The 21,414-nt window shown below is 34.1% G+C and carries 13 protein-coding genes; 12 read left to right on the top strand and 1 reads right to left on the bottom strand.

The features are described from left to right. Positions 1–14 precede the first annotated feature (14 nt). The 4 genes from QY331_12580 (at position 15) to QY331_12565 (ending at position 5,616) form a co-directional block, all read left to right on the top strand. Positions 15–2,252 carry a S8/S53 family peptidase gene (locus tag QY331_12580; GenBank protein WKZ68787.1) on the top strand — a complete coding sequence of 746 codons (2,238 nt, stop codon included), beginning with the start codon at positions 15–17 and terminating at the stop codon, positions 2,250–2,252. A 222-nt stretch (positions 2,253–2,474) separates the two neighbouring features. Then, positions 2,475–4,730, top strand: a complete 2,256-nt coding sequence (locus QY331_12575; GenBank protein WKZ68786.1) for a S8/S53 family peptidase — start codon at positions 2,475–2,477, stop codon at positions 4,728–4,730. 15 nt (positions 4,731–4,745) lie between these two features. Next, positions 4,746–5,096 (top strand): hypothetical protein, encoded by a 351-nt coding sequence (locus QY331_12570; GenBank protein ID WKZ68785.1) that lies wholly within the window; start codon positions 4,746–4,748, stop codon positions 5,094–5,096. A gap of 49 nt (positions 5,097–5,145) precedes the next feature. After that, positions 5,146–5,616: a hypothetical protein gene (locus QY331_12565; GenBank protein WKZ68784.1), complete on the top strand. Its 471-nt coding sequence runs from the start codon at positions 5,146–5,148 to the stop codon at positions 5,614–5,616. Between the two features lie 55 nt (positions 5,617–5,671). Here the strand turns inward: QY331_12565 and msrA are convergent, their stop codons facing one another. Continuing rightward, positions 5,672–6,211, bottom strand: coding sequence for a peptide-methionine (S)-S-oxide reductase MsrA (msrA, locus tag QY331_12560; protein ID WKZ68783.1), 540 nt, complete (start codon positions 6,209–6,211; stop codon positions 5,672–5,674). Positions 6,212–6,269: 58 nt separating this feature from the next. Between msrA and QY331_12555 the strand changes: the two genes are divergently transcribed. From QY331_12555 to QY331_12520, 8 genes are all read left to right on the top strand, one after another. Beyond that, positions 6,270–9,830, top strand: coding sequence for a protein kinase (locus QY331_12555; GenBank protein WKZ68782.1), 3,561 nt, complete (start codon positions 6,270–6,272; stop codon positions 9,828–9,830). Between the two features lie 2 nt (positions 9,831–9,832). Next, complete coding sequence (locus QY331_12550) at positions 9,833–11,566, top strand: sigma 54-interacting transcriptional regulator (protein ID WKZ68781.1); 1,734 nt, start codon at positions 9,833–9,835, stop codon at positions 11,564–11,566. Positions 11,567–12,008: 442 nt separating this feature from the next. After that, positions 12,009–13,193: a class I SAM-dependent methyltransferase gene (locus QY331_12545; GenBank protein ID WKZ68780.1), complete on the top strand. Its 1,185-nt coding sequence runs from the start codon at positions 12,009–12,011 to the stop codon at positions 13,191–13,193. Between the two features lie 2 nt (positions 13,194–13,195). Next, positions 13,196–14,422 (top strand): Nramp family divalent metal transporter, encoded by a 1,227-nt coding sequence (locus QY331_12540; protein ID WKZ68779.1) that lies wholly within the window; start codon positions 13,196–13,198, stop codon positions 14,420–14,422. A gap of 67 nt (positions 14,423–14,489) precedes the next feature. After that, on the top strand, positions 14,490–16,688 hold the full coding sequence (locus QY331_12535; GenBank protein WKZ68778.1) for a T9SS type A sorting domain-containing protein: 2,199 nt from the start codon (positions 14,490–14,492) through the stop codon (positions 16,686–16,688). Positions 16,689–16,777: 89 nt separating this feature from the next. Continuing rightward, a complete protein-coding gene (locus QY331_12530) occupies positions 16,778–18,445 on the top strand; it encodes a hypothetical protein (GenBank protein WKZ68777.1) in 1,668 nt (555 codons plus the stop codon). Then, positions 18,445–18,957 (top strand): hypothetical protein, encoded by a 513-nt coding sequence (locus tag QY331_12525; protein ID WKZ68776.1) that lies wholly within the window; start codon positions 18,445–18,447, stop codon positions 18,955–18,957. The genes QY331_12530 and QY331_12525 overlap by 1 nt, the downstream gene beginning before the upstream one ends. Positions 18,958–18,964: 7 nt before the next feature. Then, the gene (locus QY331_12520) at positions 18,965–21,133 is read left to right on the top strand and encodes a TonB-dependent receptor (GenBank protein WKZ68775.1); all 2,169 of its coding nucleotides are present in this window, start codon (positions 18,965–18,967) and stop codon (positions 21,131–21,133) included. The last annotated feature ends 281 nt before the right edge of the window (positions 21,134–21,414 follow it).

Below are 21,414 nucleotides of genomic sequence, written 5' to 3'. Positions count from 1 at the left end.
TCTAAGGGTCTAACATGAGAAAATTCGCAACATATATAAAAACAATCTCTTTAGTTTTCTTTTTTACATTAGGTATATTTTCACAAGAGGCATTAAATCCTACCAAGGTTTTTCAACAAGCCGGCATTACAACAGAACAACTATCAAAAGTTGATCACATAATTCAAAATTTTACATATCGTGCATTAACAAATAATGTACGCTCATTAAAATCAATTAAACCGGGGGATGGAACGCCCGTTGTTAAAGAAGTAAACAGCCAATTTTATGTTGCTGGTTTTGTTAAATCAAGCTCGCCGCAACAAACAAAAAATCACATTGAATATAACGGTGGAAAAGTCACAAATATTATTGATAATATTCTAGTTGTTGAGCTGCCGGTAGAAAAATTATCAAACACACTTTTTGATGAAAAAATAATTCGAGCAGAAGCCGCGGTTTATCAAAGTTCACTTCTGGATACTAGTTTGTATTTTATAAATGCTCATAAAGTTCACGCTGGAGAGGATTTGCCAAAAGCATTCAAAGGCAACGGCGTCATTGTTGGTGTACTCGATAGCGGTATTGATTGGACGCATCCTGCGTTTATAAACGAGAACGGAAACCGTATTCAATATCTATGGGACATGGCAGATGATTCGAATCCGCCTGCTGAATTTGATTACGGTACGGAATACACAAAAGAACATTTGGATCAACAAAATTCAAACCAGATTGATGATAATGGTCACGGTACTCATGTGGCGAGCACAGCTGCGGGGAATTACGGAGGAGAGGATTATCCCTTGGTGGGAGTAGCTCCAGAAGCTGATATTGTTTTTGTAAAGGGGTTCAGAGCAAACGCTCAATCCTTTGCAACGAATGATATTATAAACGGTTGCGACTATATTATGAAAAGAGCTGCCCTCTTGGGTAAACCAGTTGTTGTAAATTTAAGTCTTGGCTCAGTGCTTGGTAACACAGGATATTCATTGTATGAAGAAGCATTAACAAACCTAGTTGAACCTGGTAAACTAATCGTAGCTTCAGCTGGAAATAGCGGCTCATCAAATATTCATCTACAGTATCAAATGTCCGGATCTGATTTCGAAAGTCGTTCTAATACTGAGTGGAGAGTATCGGACAGCACAAGAGGAGTAGCACTGATTTACGGTTATCCTCAAAGTGAAGATTTTAATTTTGGTATTCAAGTATTGGATAAGCAAGGAAACTCAAAATTTCTAAGTTCAACTTTAGCCTATGACGAGAGTGTTACGCAAGCAATCGTAATTGAAGGAGACACATTAGCTTCATTGTCTTTGTCCGCTAAAACAAATGGAGTGGATCCATATTTCTTCTCGGTAATTATGCTTTTTAATTCTGAATCGGGCGTGAAACAATATGATTTTAATTTGTTCACATTCGGTACAGCAATTTTCAATGCGTGGTTATTTAATGGAAGTTTTAATACAAATACCGAACCCGAGCGGAATCACATTGGAGGTGATAATTTAATGACAGTCGGATCACCTTCAACTGCATTTAATGTTTTTTCGATTGGTGCCTTCACAACAAAAACGTCATGGGTAAATCTTGATGGTACACCATATTCTGTAAACGGAACTCTTACAGATAGAGCATATTTCTCGAGTATTGGTCCGACCAGAGATGGCAGAATTAAACCTGATTTTTCGGCTCCCGGTCATTGGATTGCGGCAGGTTATTCAAAAGATGCTAACTTAAATCCGGTTACTATATTGGATGAAAAGACAGTTCTAATGCAAGGGACAAGTATGTCCGCACCACATTTTACAGGAGTTGTCGCATTGCTTTTGGAACAAAATCCAAATCTTACTTATGATGAGGTATTCGAAGTATTAAAAAATACAGCAATAACAGATGATATAACTGGAGTAGTTCCAAACAATGAATTCGGTTACGGAAGAATTGATGTGCATGCGGCATTGAAAAATCTTATTACTAGTTTGGAACAAATAGATGATATACCCGTTGACTATAGTCTAAAACAAAACTACCCGAATCCATTTAATCCTTCTACTACGATTGAGTACAGTTTGCCCGGAAATGAATTAGTAAAAATTAAAGTTTATGACGTGTTAGGGAAGGAAATCACAACACTGGTAAATGAGGTCAAATCAGCCGGAAAATATAGTGTTACATTTAATTCAAGTCATTTATCATCCGGAGTATATTTTTACCAAATTACTGCTGGTAGATTTCAAGACGTTCGTAAGATGATTTTACTTAGATAAAAATATATCTTTAAGAATTTTCTCCAAGCAGTGGATGAATAATCAAATAAAAGATGGAAATGATTTTATATAATTGTGATTGCCATAAAGGTAAATAAAATTGATTGTGTTTGAAATGATAATAGTATATTTTATCCTATTATCAACCTGGTTTGTCCGTTACTACCGTTAAGAAGGTTGAAGCAATCAATTAGTTTAATAATTATTGAGGGAGAATCTGTTATGGATTCGAAAAAATGGATCACTACTATCATAATGATATTTTTGGTGATCACGTTTAGCATAAATGCACAAAGCATTTCAGAAACAAAAAAGGTTTATGAAAATGCTGGAATCACAAGTGCGAATTTATCTAAGGTAGATTTTACCATTCAAAACTTGGTGTACAATCAACTGGCATATAATATAGATAACATTAAAGAGTCAAAACTGTTCGCTGGAAATCCGGTTATTAAAAAGATAGATGAAATGCTATTTGTTTCCGTATTTATTAAATCAATTTCTCCCTATAAAACACAATCTCTAATCGAATCAGAAGGTGGAAATGTTAGCAATATTATTAAGGATATCTTAATTGCTGAAATTCCTGTTAATAAATTAACTAACATTGTCTTCACTGAAGATATTGTTGAAGCAGAAACAGCCAAATATTCAGAATCATTTCTGGATGAAAGCTTAACATACATTAACGTTGATAAAATTCACGCTGGAGAAAATTTACCCAAAGCTTATAAAGGAAAAGATGTAGTTGTTGGTGTATTAGATAGTGGAATTGATTGGAAACATCCATCATTTAGTAATGCAAACGGAAACCGGATTTTATATTTATGGGATATGTCCGATAATACAAATCCGCCGGCAGAATTTGACTATGGTACGGAATACACAAAAGAAGATTTAGATCAGCAGAATTCAAATCAAATTGATGACGATGGTCACGGTACTCATGTTGCAAGTACAGCCGCCGGTAATGCCGGGGGAAATGATTACACGCTTGATGGAGTTGCTCCCGAAGCCGATATTGTTTTCGTAAAAGGTTATAGGCTCGGACCTGGTTTTGCTGATACAGATATTGTAAATGGTTGTGATTATATTTTCAAAAGAGCTGATCAATTAGGAAAGCCTGCCGTAATTAATTTGAGCTTAGGCGGGCTTTATGGTAACACCGGTACAACTTTATATGAACAAGCGTTGACAAATTTAGTTGGACCCGGAAAGTTAATTGTTGCGGCGGCGGGAAATGAAGGAAGTAATTATTATCATCTTCAATATGAAATGAGCGGTAGCTCTATTGAAGAAGCTTCCGAAACTTATTGGGAGGTCGAAAATGTTGATGATGAACAAACATTTTTAGTCGGTTACCCGCAAAGTGATAATTACACTTTCGGTATAAAAATTTATTCTGCAGATTTATCAACAGTTCTTTACACTTCACCGGCTGTAAGTTTTAATCAGATTCAACAGAATGTTGATGTAGTAGTTGATGATAATAGCATCGGCACTTTGAATATGAGCGGACACCCTAATTTTGTAGACCAATCTCTAACAGGTGAGCCATTTTTATTTGGAATGCAATTTATTTATGAACCTGATGCTGATTTTAGTAATTATGTTTTTTCGTTATACACATATGGTTCATCAACACTAAATGCTTGGATAGTTAACGGAGAATTTACTGCTGATTCTGATCCGGGCAATAAAATTTTCCCAGGTGACAATGTTATGACTATTGGTTCTCCTTCGACAGCATACAATGTTTTTAGTGTCGGAGCATTTACTACAAAACTTTCTTGGACAAATATCTGGGGAAGTCCAATCCAGTTTGATGGCACTTTTACTGATCGAGCATATTTTTCAAGTATCGGTCCAACTAGAGATGGCAGAATTAAACCTGATTTTTCCGCTCCTGGGCATTGGATTGCCGCAGGTTATTCGCAAGATTCATTTTATCCTCAAGATCTCGTACTAAATCTGCTAACCGTACATCTTCAAGGAACCAGTATGGCAGCACCACATTTCACAGGTGTAGTTGCATTGTTGTTGGAACAAAATCCAAACCTTACTTACGAAGAAGTATTTACAACTCTTCAAAATTCAGCGGTTGTAGATGGAATAACCGGAGCCGTACCTAACAATGAATTTGGATATGGAAGAATAGATGCTTATGCCGCATTACAATCTATTATTACTTCGGTAGATGATAATTCAGTACCGGTTGAATTTAGCTTATCGCAAAACTACCCAAACCCATTTAATCCATCTACTACTATTGAGTACAGTGTTCCTTCCAATGAATTAGTAAAAATAAAAGTCTATGATATTCTTGGAAACGAGATCGAAACTTTAGTGAATGAATTAAAATCTCCGGGAACTTACAGAGCGGAATTAGACGGTAAGAGTTTATCATCGGGTGTGTATTTTTACCGTATTACTGCCGGAAGTTTTCAAGAAGTTCGTAAAATGATGTTCATTAAATAATGAAAAGGAACTTACATGAAAAAAAAGTTTTTGTTTGTTTTATTACCTATACTTTTACTAATTGGATGCAGCACCATGAATGATGACTATCAAAATAAATTAGATCAAAGCTTGAGAATGGAATTAAGTGATTCCGGTAATAAAGATTCGGAGCAAAAAATTCAGTTTCTTGGGAAATGCAATACTGAAATAACGGATAAAATGAGAACCGAACTTGAAGAAACCGGAGTTTCAGTAGAATCAGTAATAAAAGATATTTTCACTGCAACCGGAACAAGAAAACAGATTATTGAATTAGCTAAACTCGAATCGGTAATTCGTCTGGAAAAATCTCAGATGAATTACCCTATGAATAAGGTGAATTGAGAGTATTATTAAGACAATCCATTATTTTTACTATGGGGGAAAATTGTAGATGATTAAGAGTGTAATAAGTTTTTCGATAATCATATTATTTTTAGCTAATTTATCGATACATGCTAATGAAAATAAAATTGCGCCTAATTCGGTTGATATTGAGTTATTTGCCGGTTCAGGTATTGCCGGAACGAGTGTAAATTATAGTAGGATATTTTATTCAAATTATAATTTATCCCTCTTCGGAAGAATTGGTTTCGGGATATTATTAGAAGCATCTTCCAGTTCGAGAAGCATTAATGCGTTAACTCCGATTTCTGTCGGGTTGTTATATGGTTCGGATCACAATCTTGAGTTGAGTATCGGAAGAACTTTTATTTCCGATGCATCGTTTAACCAAGCAGAATTTGGTTATAGATATCATCCCCACGACGGAGGATTTCTTTTTCGAGCCGGTGGAACAATGATTTTTCTCGATTCGGATGAATCAATTTTTGGTGGATATATTGGATTTGGTCTCGCCTTCTGATTTATAAATACTCTCCGAGATTTGATTATTCTCGGAGAGTATTTAATTACTTCAATCATCTTTTCAAATTATCAGCAAATATTTTTTCAAACTTTTCAAGTTTCGGTGTAATTACAAAACTGCAATATGGCTGAGCGGAATTATTATTATAATAATCGTGATGATATTTTTCAGCCGGATAAAATTTTTGGAATTGGCTAATCTCGGTCACAATCGGTTTATCAAAAATGTCCGAATTATCTAATTTATCTTTATACTTTTCCGCAAGTTCTTTTTGTTCTTCATCATGATAAAAAATTACCGAACGATACTGAGTACCTATATCAGCCCCCTGTCGATTTAAAGTAGTGGGATCGTGTGTTTTCCAAAATACTTCAAGTAATTCCTCAAAACTTATTATCTCAGAATCGTACTGAATGTGAACTACTTCAGCGTGACCGGTCGCACCGGAACAAACTTGATCATAAGTTGGATTCTCTCGTTTACCACCTGAATAACCCGGGGTCACACTTAGAACACCCTTTAATTTTTGGAAGATTGCTTCGGTACACCAAAAACAACCGGATCCGAATGTAGCTGTTTTATATTCTTTCATAATTATTCGCTGATTTTTATAAATTAAGTCCGACAATTTACAAAAAAGAGTTATTAACTTGTTATCCTATTTCATGGTACCAACACTGAATAAAATACTGGCATTTGTAATTACTATACTTCTATTAACTTCTTGTTCAGATCGAAAAGATTTTAATCAAAAGTTACAAAGCGATGCAATATGGTATAAACAAGCTAATGTTGATCATGGTTCAAGAATTATTATGCAATCGATTAATGAAGGAATTGCAATTTCACGCGGAGCGGGATATGATATCAAAGGAAATTTGTACCAATTAAAACATGGCAAATGGGAGTCCGTCTTTAAATTTGATTATTCCGATAATCCACAGATTGCGTATAACGAAGAAAAGATTTGGTTTATACATCACGAAACACATCATAACTTTTGGCATCCCCGGTTTTTTGAATACGACGGCTCAAAATTTAATGAAATAATTCTTCCGAAAGTTATGTGGGATGCAACCGATTACTCGATGTGGAATGGAATCGAAATTCTTGAAGACGGAACAGCATGGATGATCGGTCAACTCGGAAATATTTTATTTTACGACGGAAAAGTTTGGAGTGAATTCGAAAGTCCGTTAAAAAATGTTGAGAGAACATCGATTTACTTCGGTGACTTAAACGATATAGAAATGGTTTCAAAAGATTTAGGCTGGGCGGTCGGACGCGAAGGTGTAATTATTAAATTTGAAAATGGAAAATGGAATAGAATTGATTCCCCGGTTGAAACTGATCTTCGTAAAATTTCAATGATTGACGCTAGCAACGGTTGGATAGTCGGTGATAGAGGAACAATTCTAAAATTTGAAAATGGTAAATGGCAGTATTTTGAAAATAATTACCGAGTTTCATTCACCTCAGTAATTTCAGATGGATTAAAAAAAGCATGGATTACAGGAACGCGTTCAACTTTATTAGAATGGGATGGGCTAGAGTGGAAAGAAATTGAAAGTATAAAATCATTCGAAGACATTTTTGAAGATGTAGATTTTATTAAAGACGCAAACGATGATTATAAAATTTGGGTTATCGGACAAGCGGGAATTTATACAACTTCACAGAATCTCGGCTTTTCGTTTACGGATATTACAACTGCGTCATCAATAAGAAAAGAGGGAAGAGCCGCTACTTTCTTTGATGGTAATAGTGATGGCTTTAATGATCTTGCAATAATTTCCGATGGTGGACCAAATCTCGTTTATAAAAACCTCGGAAATAATGTTTTCTCGGAAATCTCACGTGAACAAATTGGCATTACCAATGCAAGCTTAAACCAATCATTAGTTCTTGGTGATTTGGATAAAGATAATAAGTTTGATCTTCTGGAAATTTTAGATGACTTAAACTACAACCTGGCATTTGGTAAAGGAGAATTTAATTTTGCCGAAGATGCTGAAAGAAGCAAACTTGAACTTGAAATAATTGATGCCACGTTAGCCCTGACTTCAGCTAAATTTATTGACTTCAACAATGATGGTAATCTGGATATTTATATATCTAATTTTAGTCGCGAAGATATGTTATTTGAAAATGACGGTTATGGAAATTTCACAAACATTTACAATCAAACCGGCATCGACAAAAAATTAAATAGACAAGCTTACGGTGTTGTCATAAATGATTTTAATAATGATATGCTTGCCGATATTCTTATTGTTTATCGATTTGCCGAGAATAATAAGTTTCTCGAATTATATCTGAATAAAGGTAATTTTACATTCGAAGAGAAAGAATCGGAAGTATTTAGGTCAAATCAAAATTTAATTTCGATGTCTGCAATTTCAGCAGACTTTAATAATGATGGCACACAAGATATATTTTTGTTTAACGGCGGTAAAACTCCTATGCTGTTGTTAAATGACGGTGATGCTAATTTTACTAATTATTCAACCGAAGCCGGATTTATTGAAGCAATTCAACACCCTGAACCAACCGGCGGAATACTTAACGCTGCTGATGTAAATAATGATGGTTATATAGATATATATATTAGTTCAAAACTATATCTTAACTCTCCCGGTTTAAAATTTACAGAAGTAAGCGAACAAATCGGTTTATCATTTACCGGTAATCCTTCATTCGGTGATATAGACAATGACGGTGATCTAGATTTATTTATAGGAATCAGTAAAAACTCAGCCCCAGCCGGTGAAACTGCAAAGTTATATCGAAATAATTTATCCGAAGGAAATTCAATCAAAATAAAGTTCAATGCCGACAAAAGTAACAGGACGGCGATCGGTACAAAAGTTTCTCTTGTTGGAAAAAATAAGAATAGCGAAGAAGCATATCGTAATACTAAATATTTTGGTTTCGGAGAATCTCCTTTATCGCAGCAAAATATAAGCGAACTTCATTTTGGTTTAATAGATACATTGAATTATTTAATTGAGGTGGAATATCCGTCCGGGATAAAAATAGAAATAAATAATATTGAGCCGAATAAAACTTATACTGTAACCGAATCATCATTGGTTAATCACTATATAACGAGGATAAGAGATTCAATTCAGAGAAGTATCAACTTGGTAGATTGGAAATTATCAGCAGCCAAATTATCTCTGTTGATCTTTGTTTCAATGCTGCTTTATCAGCAAACAAAACATTGGAAGTCAACTAGAATTATTAAGCAATGGTATTTTATCCTGACAATAATTGTTTTCTTTTTACTGTTGATCCACTTTACACTTAAAACTAATTTTTATTTTGAATGGATTCTGCCGATTGTTTTACCGTCACTTTTTATGTTTGCATTTGCTTATTATTCCAAACGTTATATTGAAGAACGTGAAAGTAAATATATCTCACATTTCAAGTTGATGGAAATACTTGGCGTCGGGGGAATGGGGAAAGTTTTCAAAGCACTCGATTCGAAAAACAATAAGCTCGTCGCGATTAAAATTATTAACCCAACTTTATTAAAAGATGAGGAGAACAAGCGAAGATTAATCAGTGAAGGACGACTGCTCTCATCAATTGATCATAAGAACATTGTAAAAGTATTTGAATTCGGTGAAACCGAAGAACACAGTTATATTGCAATGGAATATTTATCCGGCGGGACGCTTGAAGAATTTGTTGCAAATAACTTTCCGTTAGATAAAGGAACTTTCAAAAAAATTGCGATTGAGATTTGCGAAGGCTTAATTATCATTCATGAAAACAATGTACTGCATCGTGATTTGAAGTCTCAAAACATAATGTTTGATGAAAACAATAGTATTAGAATAATGGATTTTGGTTTATCGAAATCTCCTCTTGTTTCAACAATGACATCGCTCGGTACTGTTGTGGGAACACTCGGTTATGTTGCGCCTGAACAAATAACAAATATTCAAATTGATCAGAGAACTGATATTTTTTCCTTTGGTGTTATTCTCTACCAAATGCTCACGAAGAAACTCCCTTTCACAGGCGAAAATGAAATGGCGTTGATCCATTCAATCTTTAACACGATACCACCTTATCCATCTGAGTTAAATAATTCAGTTGAAAAGACAATCGATAATATTGTTATGAAATGTATTGAGAAAGACATAGATAAAAGATATAATTCCGCTTCACAAATTATGGAAGATCTACTCAAAATTTAATTATGGAAATTTCCGAACAAAGACATAATGTAAATAAACTCTTATCCGAATTTGTTAGTCAATCTTCAACTCGTTTTTTAAATCTATCCTCAGATATAAAAAAGGCTGCGAATGATCCCGAGTTGTTAAAACAGATCGATAAAACTTTCAAGTCAATATTAGAATTCAATCGTGTTCTTACGAAGGAACTTGACGGCTTATTTTATCAATACGATAAACTTGAAAACAAGTTAGAGAAATTATCTTCGGAAAAGAAAAAGTTAGAAAGATTATATGCATCCGGAATTTTATTCCAATCTGAAACGGAGATGAAACGTTTAATGGAAAAAGCAATCGATACGGTTGTAACAGAATTAAATGCCGATGAAGGATTTATAGTTTTGGTAGATGAAAAATTAAGCATCGATACAATAGTTGCAAAAAACATGGAACCCGAAAACGAACCGGAAGCAAAAGAACTTAGTACAACAATTATTAATGACACAATTAAAAATTTAAGACCATCTCAATTGAGTGAACTTCAAGTAAATTCAAGTTTTGGCAGCAAACATAGTATTGTTTCGCTCGGACTTAAAGCAGCATTATGTGTTCCTCTAGTTTCCAACTCTAAAGTTATGGGGGCAGTCTATCTTGATAGAAGAAACGCGGAAATGCCATTCAAAGAATCTGATCTTACATTTCTATTATCTTTCGCGAACCAAATTGTGAAGGGAATTGAAGTATCTAAAGAGATTGATACACTCGAAGAGAAATTAGCAAACGTTCCATCTACCAGTTTCAAGGAATTGCGCGAAGAATTTAAATCTGATAATATTATTGGTTCCAGCAGAAAATTATATGACGTCCTGAATCTTGCATCAAAAGTAAGCGATACTGATGTTTCCATTTTGTTGCTTGGCGAAAATGGCACAGGTAAAGATTTGTTAGCACAAGCAATTCATAACAACAGTAAACGTAGAGATAAACCATTTGTTGCAGTTAATTGCGGCGCAATTCCATCCGATCTTTTAGAGTCTGAATTGTTCGGTTTTGAAAGCGGTGCATTTACCGGTGCTAATAAGAGTAAACCGGGAAGATTAGAATCTGCTGACGGTGGTACTGTTTTTCTTGATGAAATCGGAGAAATGAGTGTCAATCTTCAAGCAAAACTTTTAAGAGTTATTCAAACAAGAGAGATTGAAAGATTAGGCTCGGTTAATTCGAAAAAAATTGATGTTCGCTTTATTGCAGCAACAAATCAAGATATCTCTAAAATGATTGAAGAAAAAAGATTTCGCGAAGATCTTTACTACAGGTTAAAAGTAATTGAGATTTATATCCCACCTCTGCGTGAAAGAAAGGAAGATGTTGAAGACCTAGTTCAATATTTTTTGAATAAGTATGCTAAAGAGAACAAAGCACATTCAATAGCAGACGAAGCAATTGAGATTCTTGAATCATACAACTGGCCGGGAAATATACGTGAACTGGAAAATGTCATTCAACGAGCGGTTATTTTGTGTCCCGATAAGGAAATTTCATCTAAAAATTTACCGGCAGAAATAGTTGATGATAGTGAAATTGATTCAAAAAGAACTGAATACCGAACTTTATCCGAAGCCGAAAGCGAATTTCGTAAAAGATTTATTATGAGAGTTCTTCGTAAGACCGAATCTAAATCGGAAGCTGCCAAAATATTGGGAATCAACAGAAGCCATCTTCATAAACTGCTGACTCAACTCGATATAAATATTTAGTTGTTGCAGTTATGCAACAGTTTAATCAATCACCTGTCGCCCCTTTACCACTAAGTTAAGCTATTAATTATGTTTTCATTCCGCTTTATGATGGCACTTTAATTGTACCATATGTCTTAAAATAATTGCCGATGAATGATCATATTCTAATTATTGATTCCGATAAAGTAATTTTAAGAAAATTAAGGGAGCTGTTAACAAGAGAGGGCTTTAGCATAATGACTGTCACAGACAAACAAGAAGCATTAAATTTATGCAAACAGCTCCCGATACGTTTGATTATTGGTTCACCCAATGAACTTGGAAGAATCGATGAAGAAAATAAAGTCTGATAGTTAACCCTTTCGGTTTCTATATCTCCTCTTAGGCGGAGATGACATGGCTCCGCCTTTTATTATTCATATCTCTTTGCTTATCTTTACCTAAATCTAATCAGGGCAATATGAAAAAAGTAATTCTGCAAAAGGGAAGAGAGAAATCTTTATTTAGAAAACATCCTTGGATTTTCTCCGGAGCAATTGCTTCAACAGATGATAATATAGAATTGGGCGAAACCGTTCACATTTTTTCTTCAAATAATAATTTTATTTGTGTTGGCGCTTACTCACCTCATTCTCAAATTCGTGTAAGAGTTTGGGATTTTAATCAATCAGAGATTGATAAAAATTTCTTCGAAGAAAGAATTGCATCCGCATTAAACTTCCGCAAATTTACAATTGACAGCAAAAAGTATAATGCATATCGATTAATCAACTCAGAATCCGATGGTTTGCCCGGAGTGATAGTTGATCGATATAATGATATTCTTGTTTGCCAATTTATATCAGCCGGTGCAGAAAAATGGAAACAAACAATTGTAGAAATCCTGGTTGAAAAATTAGAACCAACGGCTGTCTATGAAAGATCGGATGCCGATGTTCGTCAAAAGGAAGGATTGAAATCAAACAAAGGAATGCTTTACGGAAAGATTGACTCCGGTGAAGTAATAATTCAGGAAGATAATCTCTCATTTATTGTAAATATTTTTACCGGACATAAAACCGGTTTCTATCTTGATCAAAGAGAAAATCGAGAAATTATTTCTGAATACTCAAAAGGAAAAAATGTTCTCAATTGTTTTTCTTATACCGGTGGATTTGGAGTTGCTGCTGCTTTAAATGGGGCAAAACATGTTGTAAATATTGACACTTCGGATGAAATGCTCTTGATCGCCGAAAAAAATTTTCAATTAAACAAAATTCCTACTAGCAAATTCACGAACTTAAAAGCAGATGTTTTTAGTGAATTAAGAAAGTTAAAATCTGAAGACCGAAAATTTGATTTAATAATTCTCGATCCGCCAAAATTTGTCGAAGGAAAAAATAGTCTTAATAAAGCCGGCAGAGGTTATAAAGATATTAATATGCTTGCAATGCAATTGTTGAATGAAGACGGATTACTTTTCACATTTTCTTGTTCCGGACTTATGACACCCGAACTATTTAATAAAATTATTGCAGATGCAGCAATTGATGCCGGAATTAATTTTTCAATTATAAATAGACTTTGGCAATCGGTTGATCATAGAGTAACTACAAATTTTCCTGAATCGCTTTACTTGAAAGGATTACTAATAAAACGTAATTAATATTGAAAAACTTCCTTAAAATAATTGCTCCCGGATTATTAATCGCAGCTACAGGAGTTGGTGCCGGTGATCTTGCCGGCGGTGCTTTTGCCGGAAGTAAACTTGGTATGTTGGTCGTTTGGGCTGTAATTCTTGGTGCATTCTTTAAGTATGTTTTAACAGAAGGACTTGCAAGGTATCAATTAGCAACGGAAAAAACTTTTCTTGAAGGTTTATTTCTGAATTTCGGCAGACCTGCTGAAATCATTTTTTTCATCTATCTAATAATTTGGTCTTATGCTGTTGGCTCTGCAATGATAAGTGCTTGTGGAGTTGCCGGGCATGCAGTATTTCCAATCTTTGATTCTCCCGAACATGGAAAAATCTTTTGGGGAGTTTTACACAGCTTAATAGGATTTCTTTTAGTATGGATTGGTACTTACACTTCATTTGAAAAACTAATGAATGTTATGGTTGGACTAATGTTTGTAACCGTAGTTCTTACCGCAATTTTTATTAAACCCGATCTCGGTGATGTTGTGAAAGGATTAGTCCCGAATGTTCCATCGTATATTAATCCGGATGGAAATGAACAAGGTGTGGTTTGGACGTTGGCATTAATGGGCGGAGTTGGCGGAACACTTACAATCTTAAGTTACGGTTATTGGATAAAGGAAAAAGGGAGAAAAGGAAAAGATTTTTTGAAGATTTGTAGAATTGATTTAGCTGCAGCATATATTGTAACTGCACTATTCGGGATTGCGATGGTTGTCATTGCTTCTCAAATAGAACTCGATAACCAAAGTAGTGCTCGATTAATTATTGTACTTACTGAAAAATTGGATTCAATTCTTGGAAAAACTATTTCATCAATATTTCTAATTGGAGCGTGGGCAGCTGTATTTTCAAGTCTGCTGGGAGTTTGGCAGTCAGTACCTTACATGTTCACTGATTTTTGGAATATGGTTTCAAAGAATGATCAAGTAGAAGTTAATACAAAATCTAAACCTTACCAATACTACTTAATTGCTCTGGCATTTTTACCGATGATTAGTTTGTCGTTTAACTTTGTTATTATTCAAAAAATTTATGCGTTCCTTGGTTCTTTTGTAATTCCATTGATAGCACTTGGACTTGTTTTGCTTAATTCAAAAAAATTCATTTCTACTGCTCAATTGAGAAATAAAATCTCTACACAAATAGTTTTAGTTCTTATTATCATTTTCTTCATAGCGACCGCATTACAATAAAAATGAGTTGACTCAGCTTAAGGAATTCCCTAACTTAAATAAGTCTTAATAGAATAAAGTCTTTGTTATGAAGAACTTAATAGTATTAATTGTCTTTTTATTTTCTACTCATGTTAATTTAATTTCACAAATTATTGAATTTAGTAGAGTTCACATTCCCAATAATAACTTTAAATATGAATTTGAACCTAGCCTTGGGTTACGTTCAGTTATTTACTTGGATGATGCGGAGATGCTTTTAGGAGTGACAGAATATTTTTTAATGAGATCATTTGATGGAGGAAGAAATTGGTACTCGACAAATCCAATCTTAAACGAAGTCGAAGTTATTAAACTTAAGCAAACAAATTTAGACGAAGTTACTCTATTAACATTCTCCGATGGTAGATGTAAAGCGCAGAGATCAAGTGATAATGGATTTATATGGGAAACCATTTATGAATTTGCAACAGGTACTGAAGTTAGGGATTTTGTAAGATTAAAAGATGGTAGTTTTTTGTTTGCCTCAAATAAAGGAGTTATAAAAGTCACAAATGGAGGAAAAGAAGAAAAATTTCTTTTACCAAAAGTTAAACCTAATGTTTTTGACCTAACAATAGTTGATGAAAAAATCTTTTACTCTACCGATAAATCATTTTATTGGACTGATGCAAATTTTAGAAATGCAGTTGAGGTCAAGACTATATCAGGAATGACAAGTTTTCAGATAGCAGATAATTTTTATTCTAATTTTTTTCTAATAACTAATGATAAACTCGTCTACGTCGTAGAATCCGTCTCAAAAATTACACCTATAGATTTGCCAGTTAAATCATATAGTAGAGTTGAGCTTGACAATGAAGAGAGAATAATAGTATACGCTGATAAAATCTATGTTTCTATGGATAAGGGCAAAACATGGTCTTTTTCCATACAAGATTTGACAGATTCATTTTATTCTAAACTCATAGGATCTACTGTAATTATAACTGATGATATGGATTATACAGGAAAACAACAGGTTTATTATGATGATTTTTACGTAAGCAATATACAAATGGCTAATCTCTTCACTATCAATAATTACGCAAGTGTTTCTGCACCTGTACAAGCCTCGAGCCATCTAATTTTAGGTACAACGATTGGGGGTCTGCTTAGCTCCGATGATAGCGGAATTATTTGGAAAGAATTTATAACGAGTTCGGGAAGTCCAATACCCGGTTATTATTTAAATAGATATTCTGATAACCGATATATTTCTATGCCCGGTCTTTCCTTTTCGGATGACGATGGAAAATCTTGGGAATCATTAGCAACCATCATCCACTCAATGCCTTATTTCTATGATTATCACGTCAATACAAAAAATATGATCTCGTGGAATAGCGATAGTACTGTGATATTTATTTATAATGATTTTAGCAGTTTTGAATACATTCACAAAGAATTGCCATACAAAGATATATTCTTTCCACAATTCGATTCAGAGGGAAATATTTGGGTTGCCAGTCATAATGGAGATTTATTCAAATATAGTAAAAGCAAACGATCTTGGGATTTAGTATATAGTTTTAAAGAAAAAGCATACCGACTTTTTTTTGATGATAACAACAAAATTTTTGTTTTTTGTAGTAATTCAATTTATATCTCATCTACAGATCACTTGGATTTTCAAAACTATTCATTCAACCATATCGCGCAAAATGAAGGTTATTTTATAGATTTTCTCATATTAGAAGATACGCTCTATTTTTCTGTAATTAAAAAAAAGAGTAGAGATTATATAAGAAAAGTGATTTCTCTTTCATTAATTGATTTTCTATTTTCGGAAGTATTCACTCTCCCCAGATCAAGAGATCTTAGTATGACCCCTTTTCGCCTCATAACACTCTCATATATAAATAATTATTTGTATATAGGAGGAAACGATGGTCTCTATCGCTCTCATAAACGACTAAATAAAGTTGATCACAATGCGCACATTGTTAAAAAATTGTCTAATGAGACAGTAAATCAACAAGATAAGGATGTAATTCAGCTTACTGCTTATCCTAATCCTGCTAATAATGAAACCTTGATAGGTTACAAGTTGTTTGAGCGTTCAAAAGTTCAGCTGACTATTTACAATACATTAGGGCAGCAAGTGGATATGCTTTTAAGTGAAAATCAGCTTCCTGGAGCTTATGAATATCGAATGAGCGGTGCCCGTTTAAGTAGTGGTATTTATTTTGCTGTTCTTGCGGTAAATGATCAAATCTACTCAAGAAAAATTGTTCTTTTAAAGTAGTTTTTTAACCCCAGCTAAACTTCTCTTTTCTCGTTTCTTTTCTTTTTTTTTGATATTATAACGCATTAATTCAATCAATTTTTATAATTATGAAAAAAATATCACTATTCTTTCTCATATCTCTATTATTACTATCGCAAGTAGAAAATGTTCCTTTAGATCACGGAGTTTATACATTTCTAAAAGAAATGGAAATAAAAAAAATAATCTACGGAATCGATGAAGATGTCCCGAATTTAAGGTTCGGTGAAGTAAGAGAATTTTTGGAAAAAATTGAAGCTCGCAAAAATGAATTAAGCACAACCGAAATGAAATTGTTTGAAAAATATAGAATTGAGTTTTATCCTAATGAGATAAGTGAAGAAAACACATGGAATTTATTCGGGTCATCGCCGAATATTTTTACATCACCTTTTTCTCTTTTCGATGATAAACAAAAATATCTCTACACTTATAAAGATGGTGATAATAATCTCTTTGTTGAAATGATGGGCACTTTTAATTATGGACACAGAATTAAACCTTCGGTAAATAATTCTGAGTTGTATGATATTGGCTTTAGATTCCGCGGTACATTGTTTTCAAAACTTGGTTATAATTTAACAATTGTAAAAGGCGGAGTAAGCGGTAATAAAGATTTCTCGGCAATTCTTGATCCCCGATTGAATTATAATTTTAAGTTTATCGAAGACATTGAAAATATTATTAATTATGATTTTGTTGAAGGCTATCTTCAGTATAATGCTCAACCGACAGATAATATGGATATAACCGTTCAACTTGGCAGAGAAAAATTTACTTTCGGTTATGGGTATAATAGTAAACTTGCAATTTCGGGCGATCATCCCACGATGGATTTTTTCAAGTTCAATATCAAATATGGATTTGTGAATTTTACATCAATACACGCCTCCACCGTTGGCGATTTTGATTTCGATAGAACCAAACTCTATACAAAATATATTGCAATGAATCGGTTTAAGTTTAGCTTCCCGGACTTTATGGATTTCGGAATTGGTGAAATGATTGTTTATTCCGATAGGGGAATTGACCTAGCTTATTTTAATCCGCTGTTATTTTATAAGTTTGCAGAGATGTCTCTTCAAGACCGTGATAATGGTTTATTATTTCTTGATGCAAAGACTAATTTTATAAAGAATTTGGAATTCCACGGCACTTTTTTTCTCGATGAAAATTTACTCGGACATTTGCAGCACCTTTCTAGATTCTCAAATAAAACCGGATATCAGCTTGGTGCAATGTGGTATCAACCGTTTGGACTATGCGATCTTTCGCTCTTTGCCGAGTACACAAAAATTCGACCATATACATATTCTCACACTAACAATAAAAATACATTTACTGCATTTGATCAAATTCTCGGACATAGAATTGGTCCTAATGCAGATGAAATTTTTATTAGAGCGGCTTATAATTTTAATGAGTGGATCAGACCTTCTATAGCCTACAGTTATGGAAGATCGGGCAATAATATAGTTGGTGAGAATGGTATTATTATTAAAAATGTGGGTGGTGATGCCTTTCAACCTTACAGAGATGGAGTAGATCCCTTTGATGCTCCTTTCCTCGATGGTAACCGGGTTAATATAACAGAAATAATTGCTAATCTAAAAATCGAACCGTTCCGGGATATTATTTTTGATATTTCTTATAACTATATTTATCAGGATCATGTAACCGAGAAATTTTCTGAGAACTTAAGTTATGCACAACTTATTATGAAACTTCAATTCTAATGAAAAAAATAGTTGCAATAATATCGTTGTTGTTTCTTATAGTTAGCTGTGATAAGGGAATTGAACCAAATCCCGAACCGGTTGATCCCGAAAATACGGGCATTGCAGGTACGGTTAATTTTTTAGGTGATTGGCCTTCCGGAGTAGCAAGAACTCACATTGTATTATTCAAAAATGAAATTCTTTCCGAAGCTGATTTCTTCCCACCGAATTTAAGTTATGTGAGTAATGAAATTGATAGCGGCACCGTAATTTTAGACTATGATTCCAGGACAAATAATTTATTAGATGTAAATATTGCTCCGGGAACTTATAAATATATTGTTGTTGCGCAATCAACAAAGGAAGCTTTATCGTTAGATAGAAAAGATTGGTTTGTTGTCGGTGTTTATTACGCTCTAAATGACAATTCTAAACCGGGAAGTATTATTGTTAATGAAGGAAGAATGACGGAGAATGTAAATATCACTTGTGATTTTAATAATCCACCTCCGCAGCCGCCGGGTGGGTAGATTATATATGAAAAATATTTTTTACATATTAATATTATTTACAACAACACTTGCACAGACAGGAAAATTGTCCGGCTATATTGTTGATCAATCCGGTAATCCTCTTGTCGGAGCGAATGTTATGATTTCAGAACTATCAATCGGTTCCGCAACCGACGTTGATGGTGCCTTTGAGATAGATAATATTAATTACGGTAAATATGTGTTGGAAGTCAGTTTCGTAGGATATCAAAAGCAAAATGTAAACATTGATTTCAATGAAAGTTATCAACCAATTCGAATTACTTTGATAGAAGAAGCAATTCAAACCGGACAAATAATTGTTTCCGCCGGAAAATATGAACAAAGTGTAGAGGATCTAACAGTTAGTACTACTGTTGTTCCGCCGGATGTTATTGACGATAGAAATTTTACAAATTTGGGTGATGTGTTACGATATGTATCGGGTTTCAGTATGGCTGATGAACAACCGAGTATTCGCGGTTCGGCAGGATATAGTTTGGGTGCAGGTTCGCGTGTTCTTGTAGCAATAGACGGTGTACCGATGTACACGGGCGATACCGGTGAAATTGTTTGGGAATTTATTCCTTTAACCGATGTTGAACAAATTGAGGTAATTAAAGGTCCGGCAAGTTCGCTTTACGGTTCAACTGCAATCGGTGGTGTTGTAAATATTATAACTAAAAAAGCTCCTAAGAAATCTATCGTTCATTTTAGTTCTCATGGTGGATTTTATGACAATCCATCTGTTGATCTTTGGGAGTGGTCTAAAACTACTCGAACTTTTTACGGTTATTCATTAACTCACTCGAACTCTTTAGGAAATTTTGGATACTCAATTTCATACAGAAGAACAAACAATGATGGTCACCGTGAAAATGATCACAACAAGCGGCATTTATTTTACACAAAACTAAGTTATGATTTCAATGATAATACGTCGGTTACATTTATTGGCAATTATTTGGCGATGAATCGCGGACAGTTTAATTTTTGGAAAGATTCGCGTAATGTGCTTCGTCCACCGGATGCCGATAGAGATCAAATTGTAGTCTCGGATAGATATTTTGGAACTCTTTTATTCAAGCATAAATTCAGTGATAAGTTTTCTATTCAAGTTAAACCCGGTGTGTACTCTTCCGATTTTGAAGGACGAGGAGTTGAGATTACCGAATCAAATGCGCTCTTGTTAAGAAATGAAATTATAACTAACTATTCACCACATAAAGATTGGACATTTATCGCTGGTACTGAACAGACTTATGCAAATGTAAGTTCGAATGTATTTTCGAGTCCTAAATTTTTTACCGGTTCTGGTTATCTCCATACGGAATTTAGAGGAATACCAAAACTGACCACTACTTTGGGTGCTCGGTATGACTACATCAAAATTGATTCGGTTGATGCCGCAAATGCAATCACGCCGAAGCTTGGATTAAACTATAAGTTATTGGATGATGTTATTCTTCGTGGTTCGATTGGCACGGGATTCAGGGCTCCGACACCGGCTGAAGTTTTTACTACAGTCAGTATCGGTGGGGTCGACATAAAGAAGAATACTGATTTAACCTATGAAACAAGCTTGTCTTTCGAAATAGGCGCAATCTATAAGCCACTTCCAAATTTATATTTTGATGCTGCATTCTTTCAAACCGAATACAACAATTTTGTGGAACCGAATTTTATTAATGACGAAGACGGTCTTGCTATAAAATTTATTAATCTTCCTAAAGCAAGAATACAAGGCGCCGAACTTGTATCGGATTATAAAATTATTCCCGGTTTACTGGATTTTAACATCGGCTATACATACTTATGGTCGCAGGATCTTGAAACAAAAAAATCCTTGAAATACCGCCCACGACATAGAGTTTATGCATCACTTAATTATACGCCTTACCCGTTCGAGTTTGGAGTTTATTATAGATATTGGAGCAGAATTGAAGAAATTGACGAAACAATTGTCCAACCGCCGATCGAACTAATTGTTGATGGTGATCTACGAGTTGAAGTTTATGTTTGGGATTTAAGTGCCGGCTACAATTTTAATTTATTTGATACGCCTCTAAAAATTTCTGCTAATGTTTATAACTTGCTAAATTATAATTATGTGGAATTTCTCGGCAATCTTCAACCGCTTAGAAACTTTTCATTTCGGTTAGATGCTTATTTTTGAAACCTAAATTCTAATCTGTTAACTAACGGATTAGAATTTTAATATTAGAATTTAGTTACTGCTCATCTAAGTTTAATATCAAACAGTTATCTCTCCCCCCCCCATCTAATTTTAGAAAGTATGAGTTTATAAAAATTTAATTTGCTTTTTAAAATTAGTTTGATACTTTAGAAGAAGAGATATTTATCCTTTGAAGTTAATCTCTGAAAACATGTCTATCGGTGTCTATATTTATTCCATTGTCAGCGGAGAGTATTCTGATTCCAAAAAATTAATTTTAA

This window comes from Melioribacteraceae bacterium (assembly GCA_030584085.1).
GTDB lineage: Bacteria > Bacteroidota > Ignavibacteria > Ignavibacteriales > Melioribacteraceae > SURF-28.
Note: the sequence above shows the minus strand (reverse complement) of the source record. Positions and strands in the feature narration are given on the sequence as shown.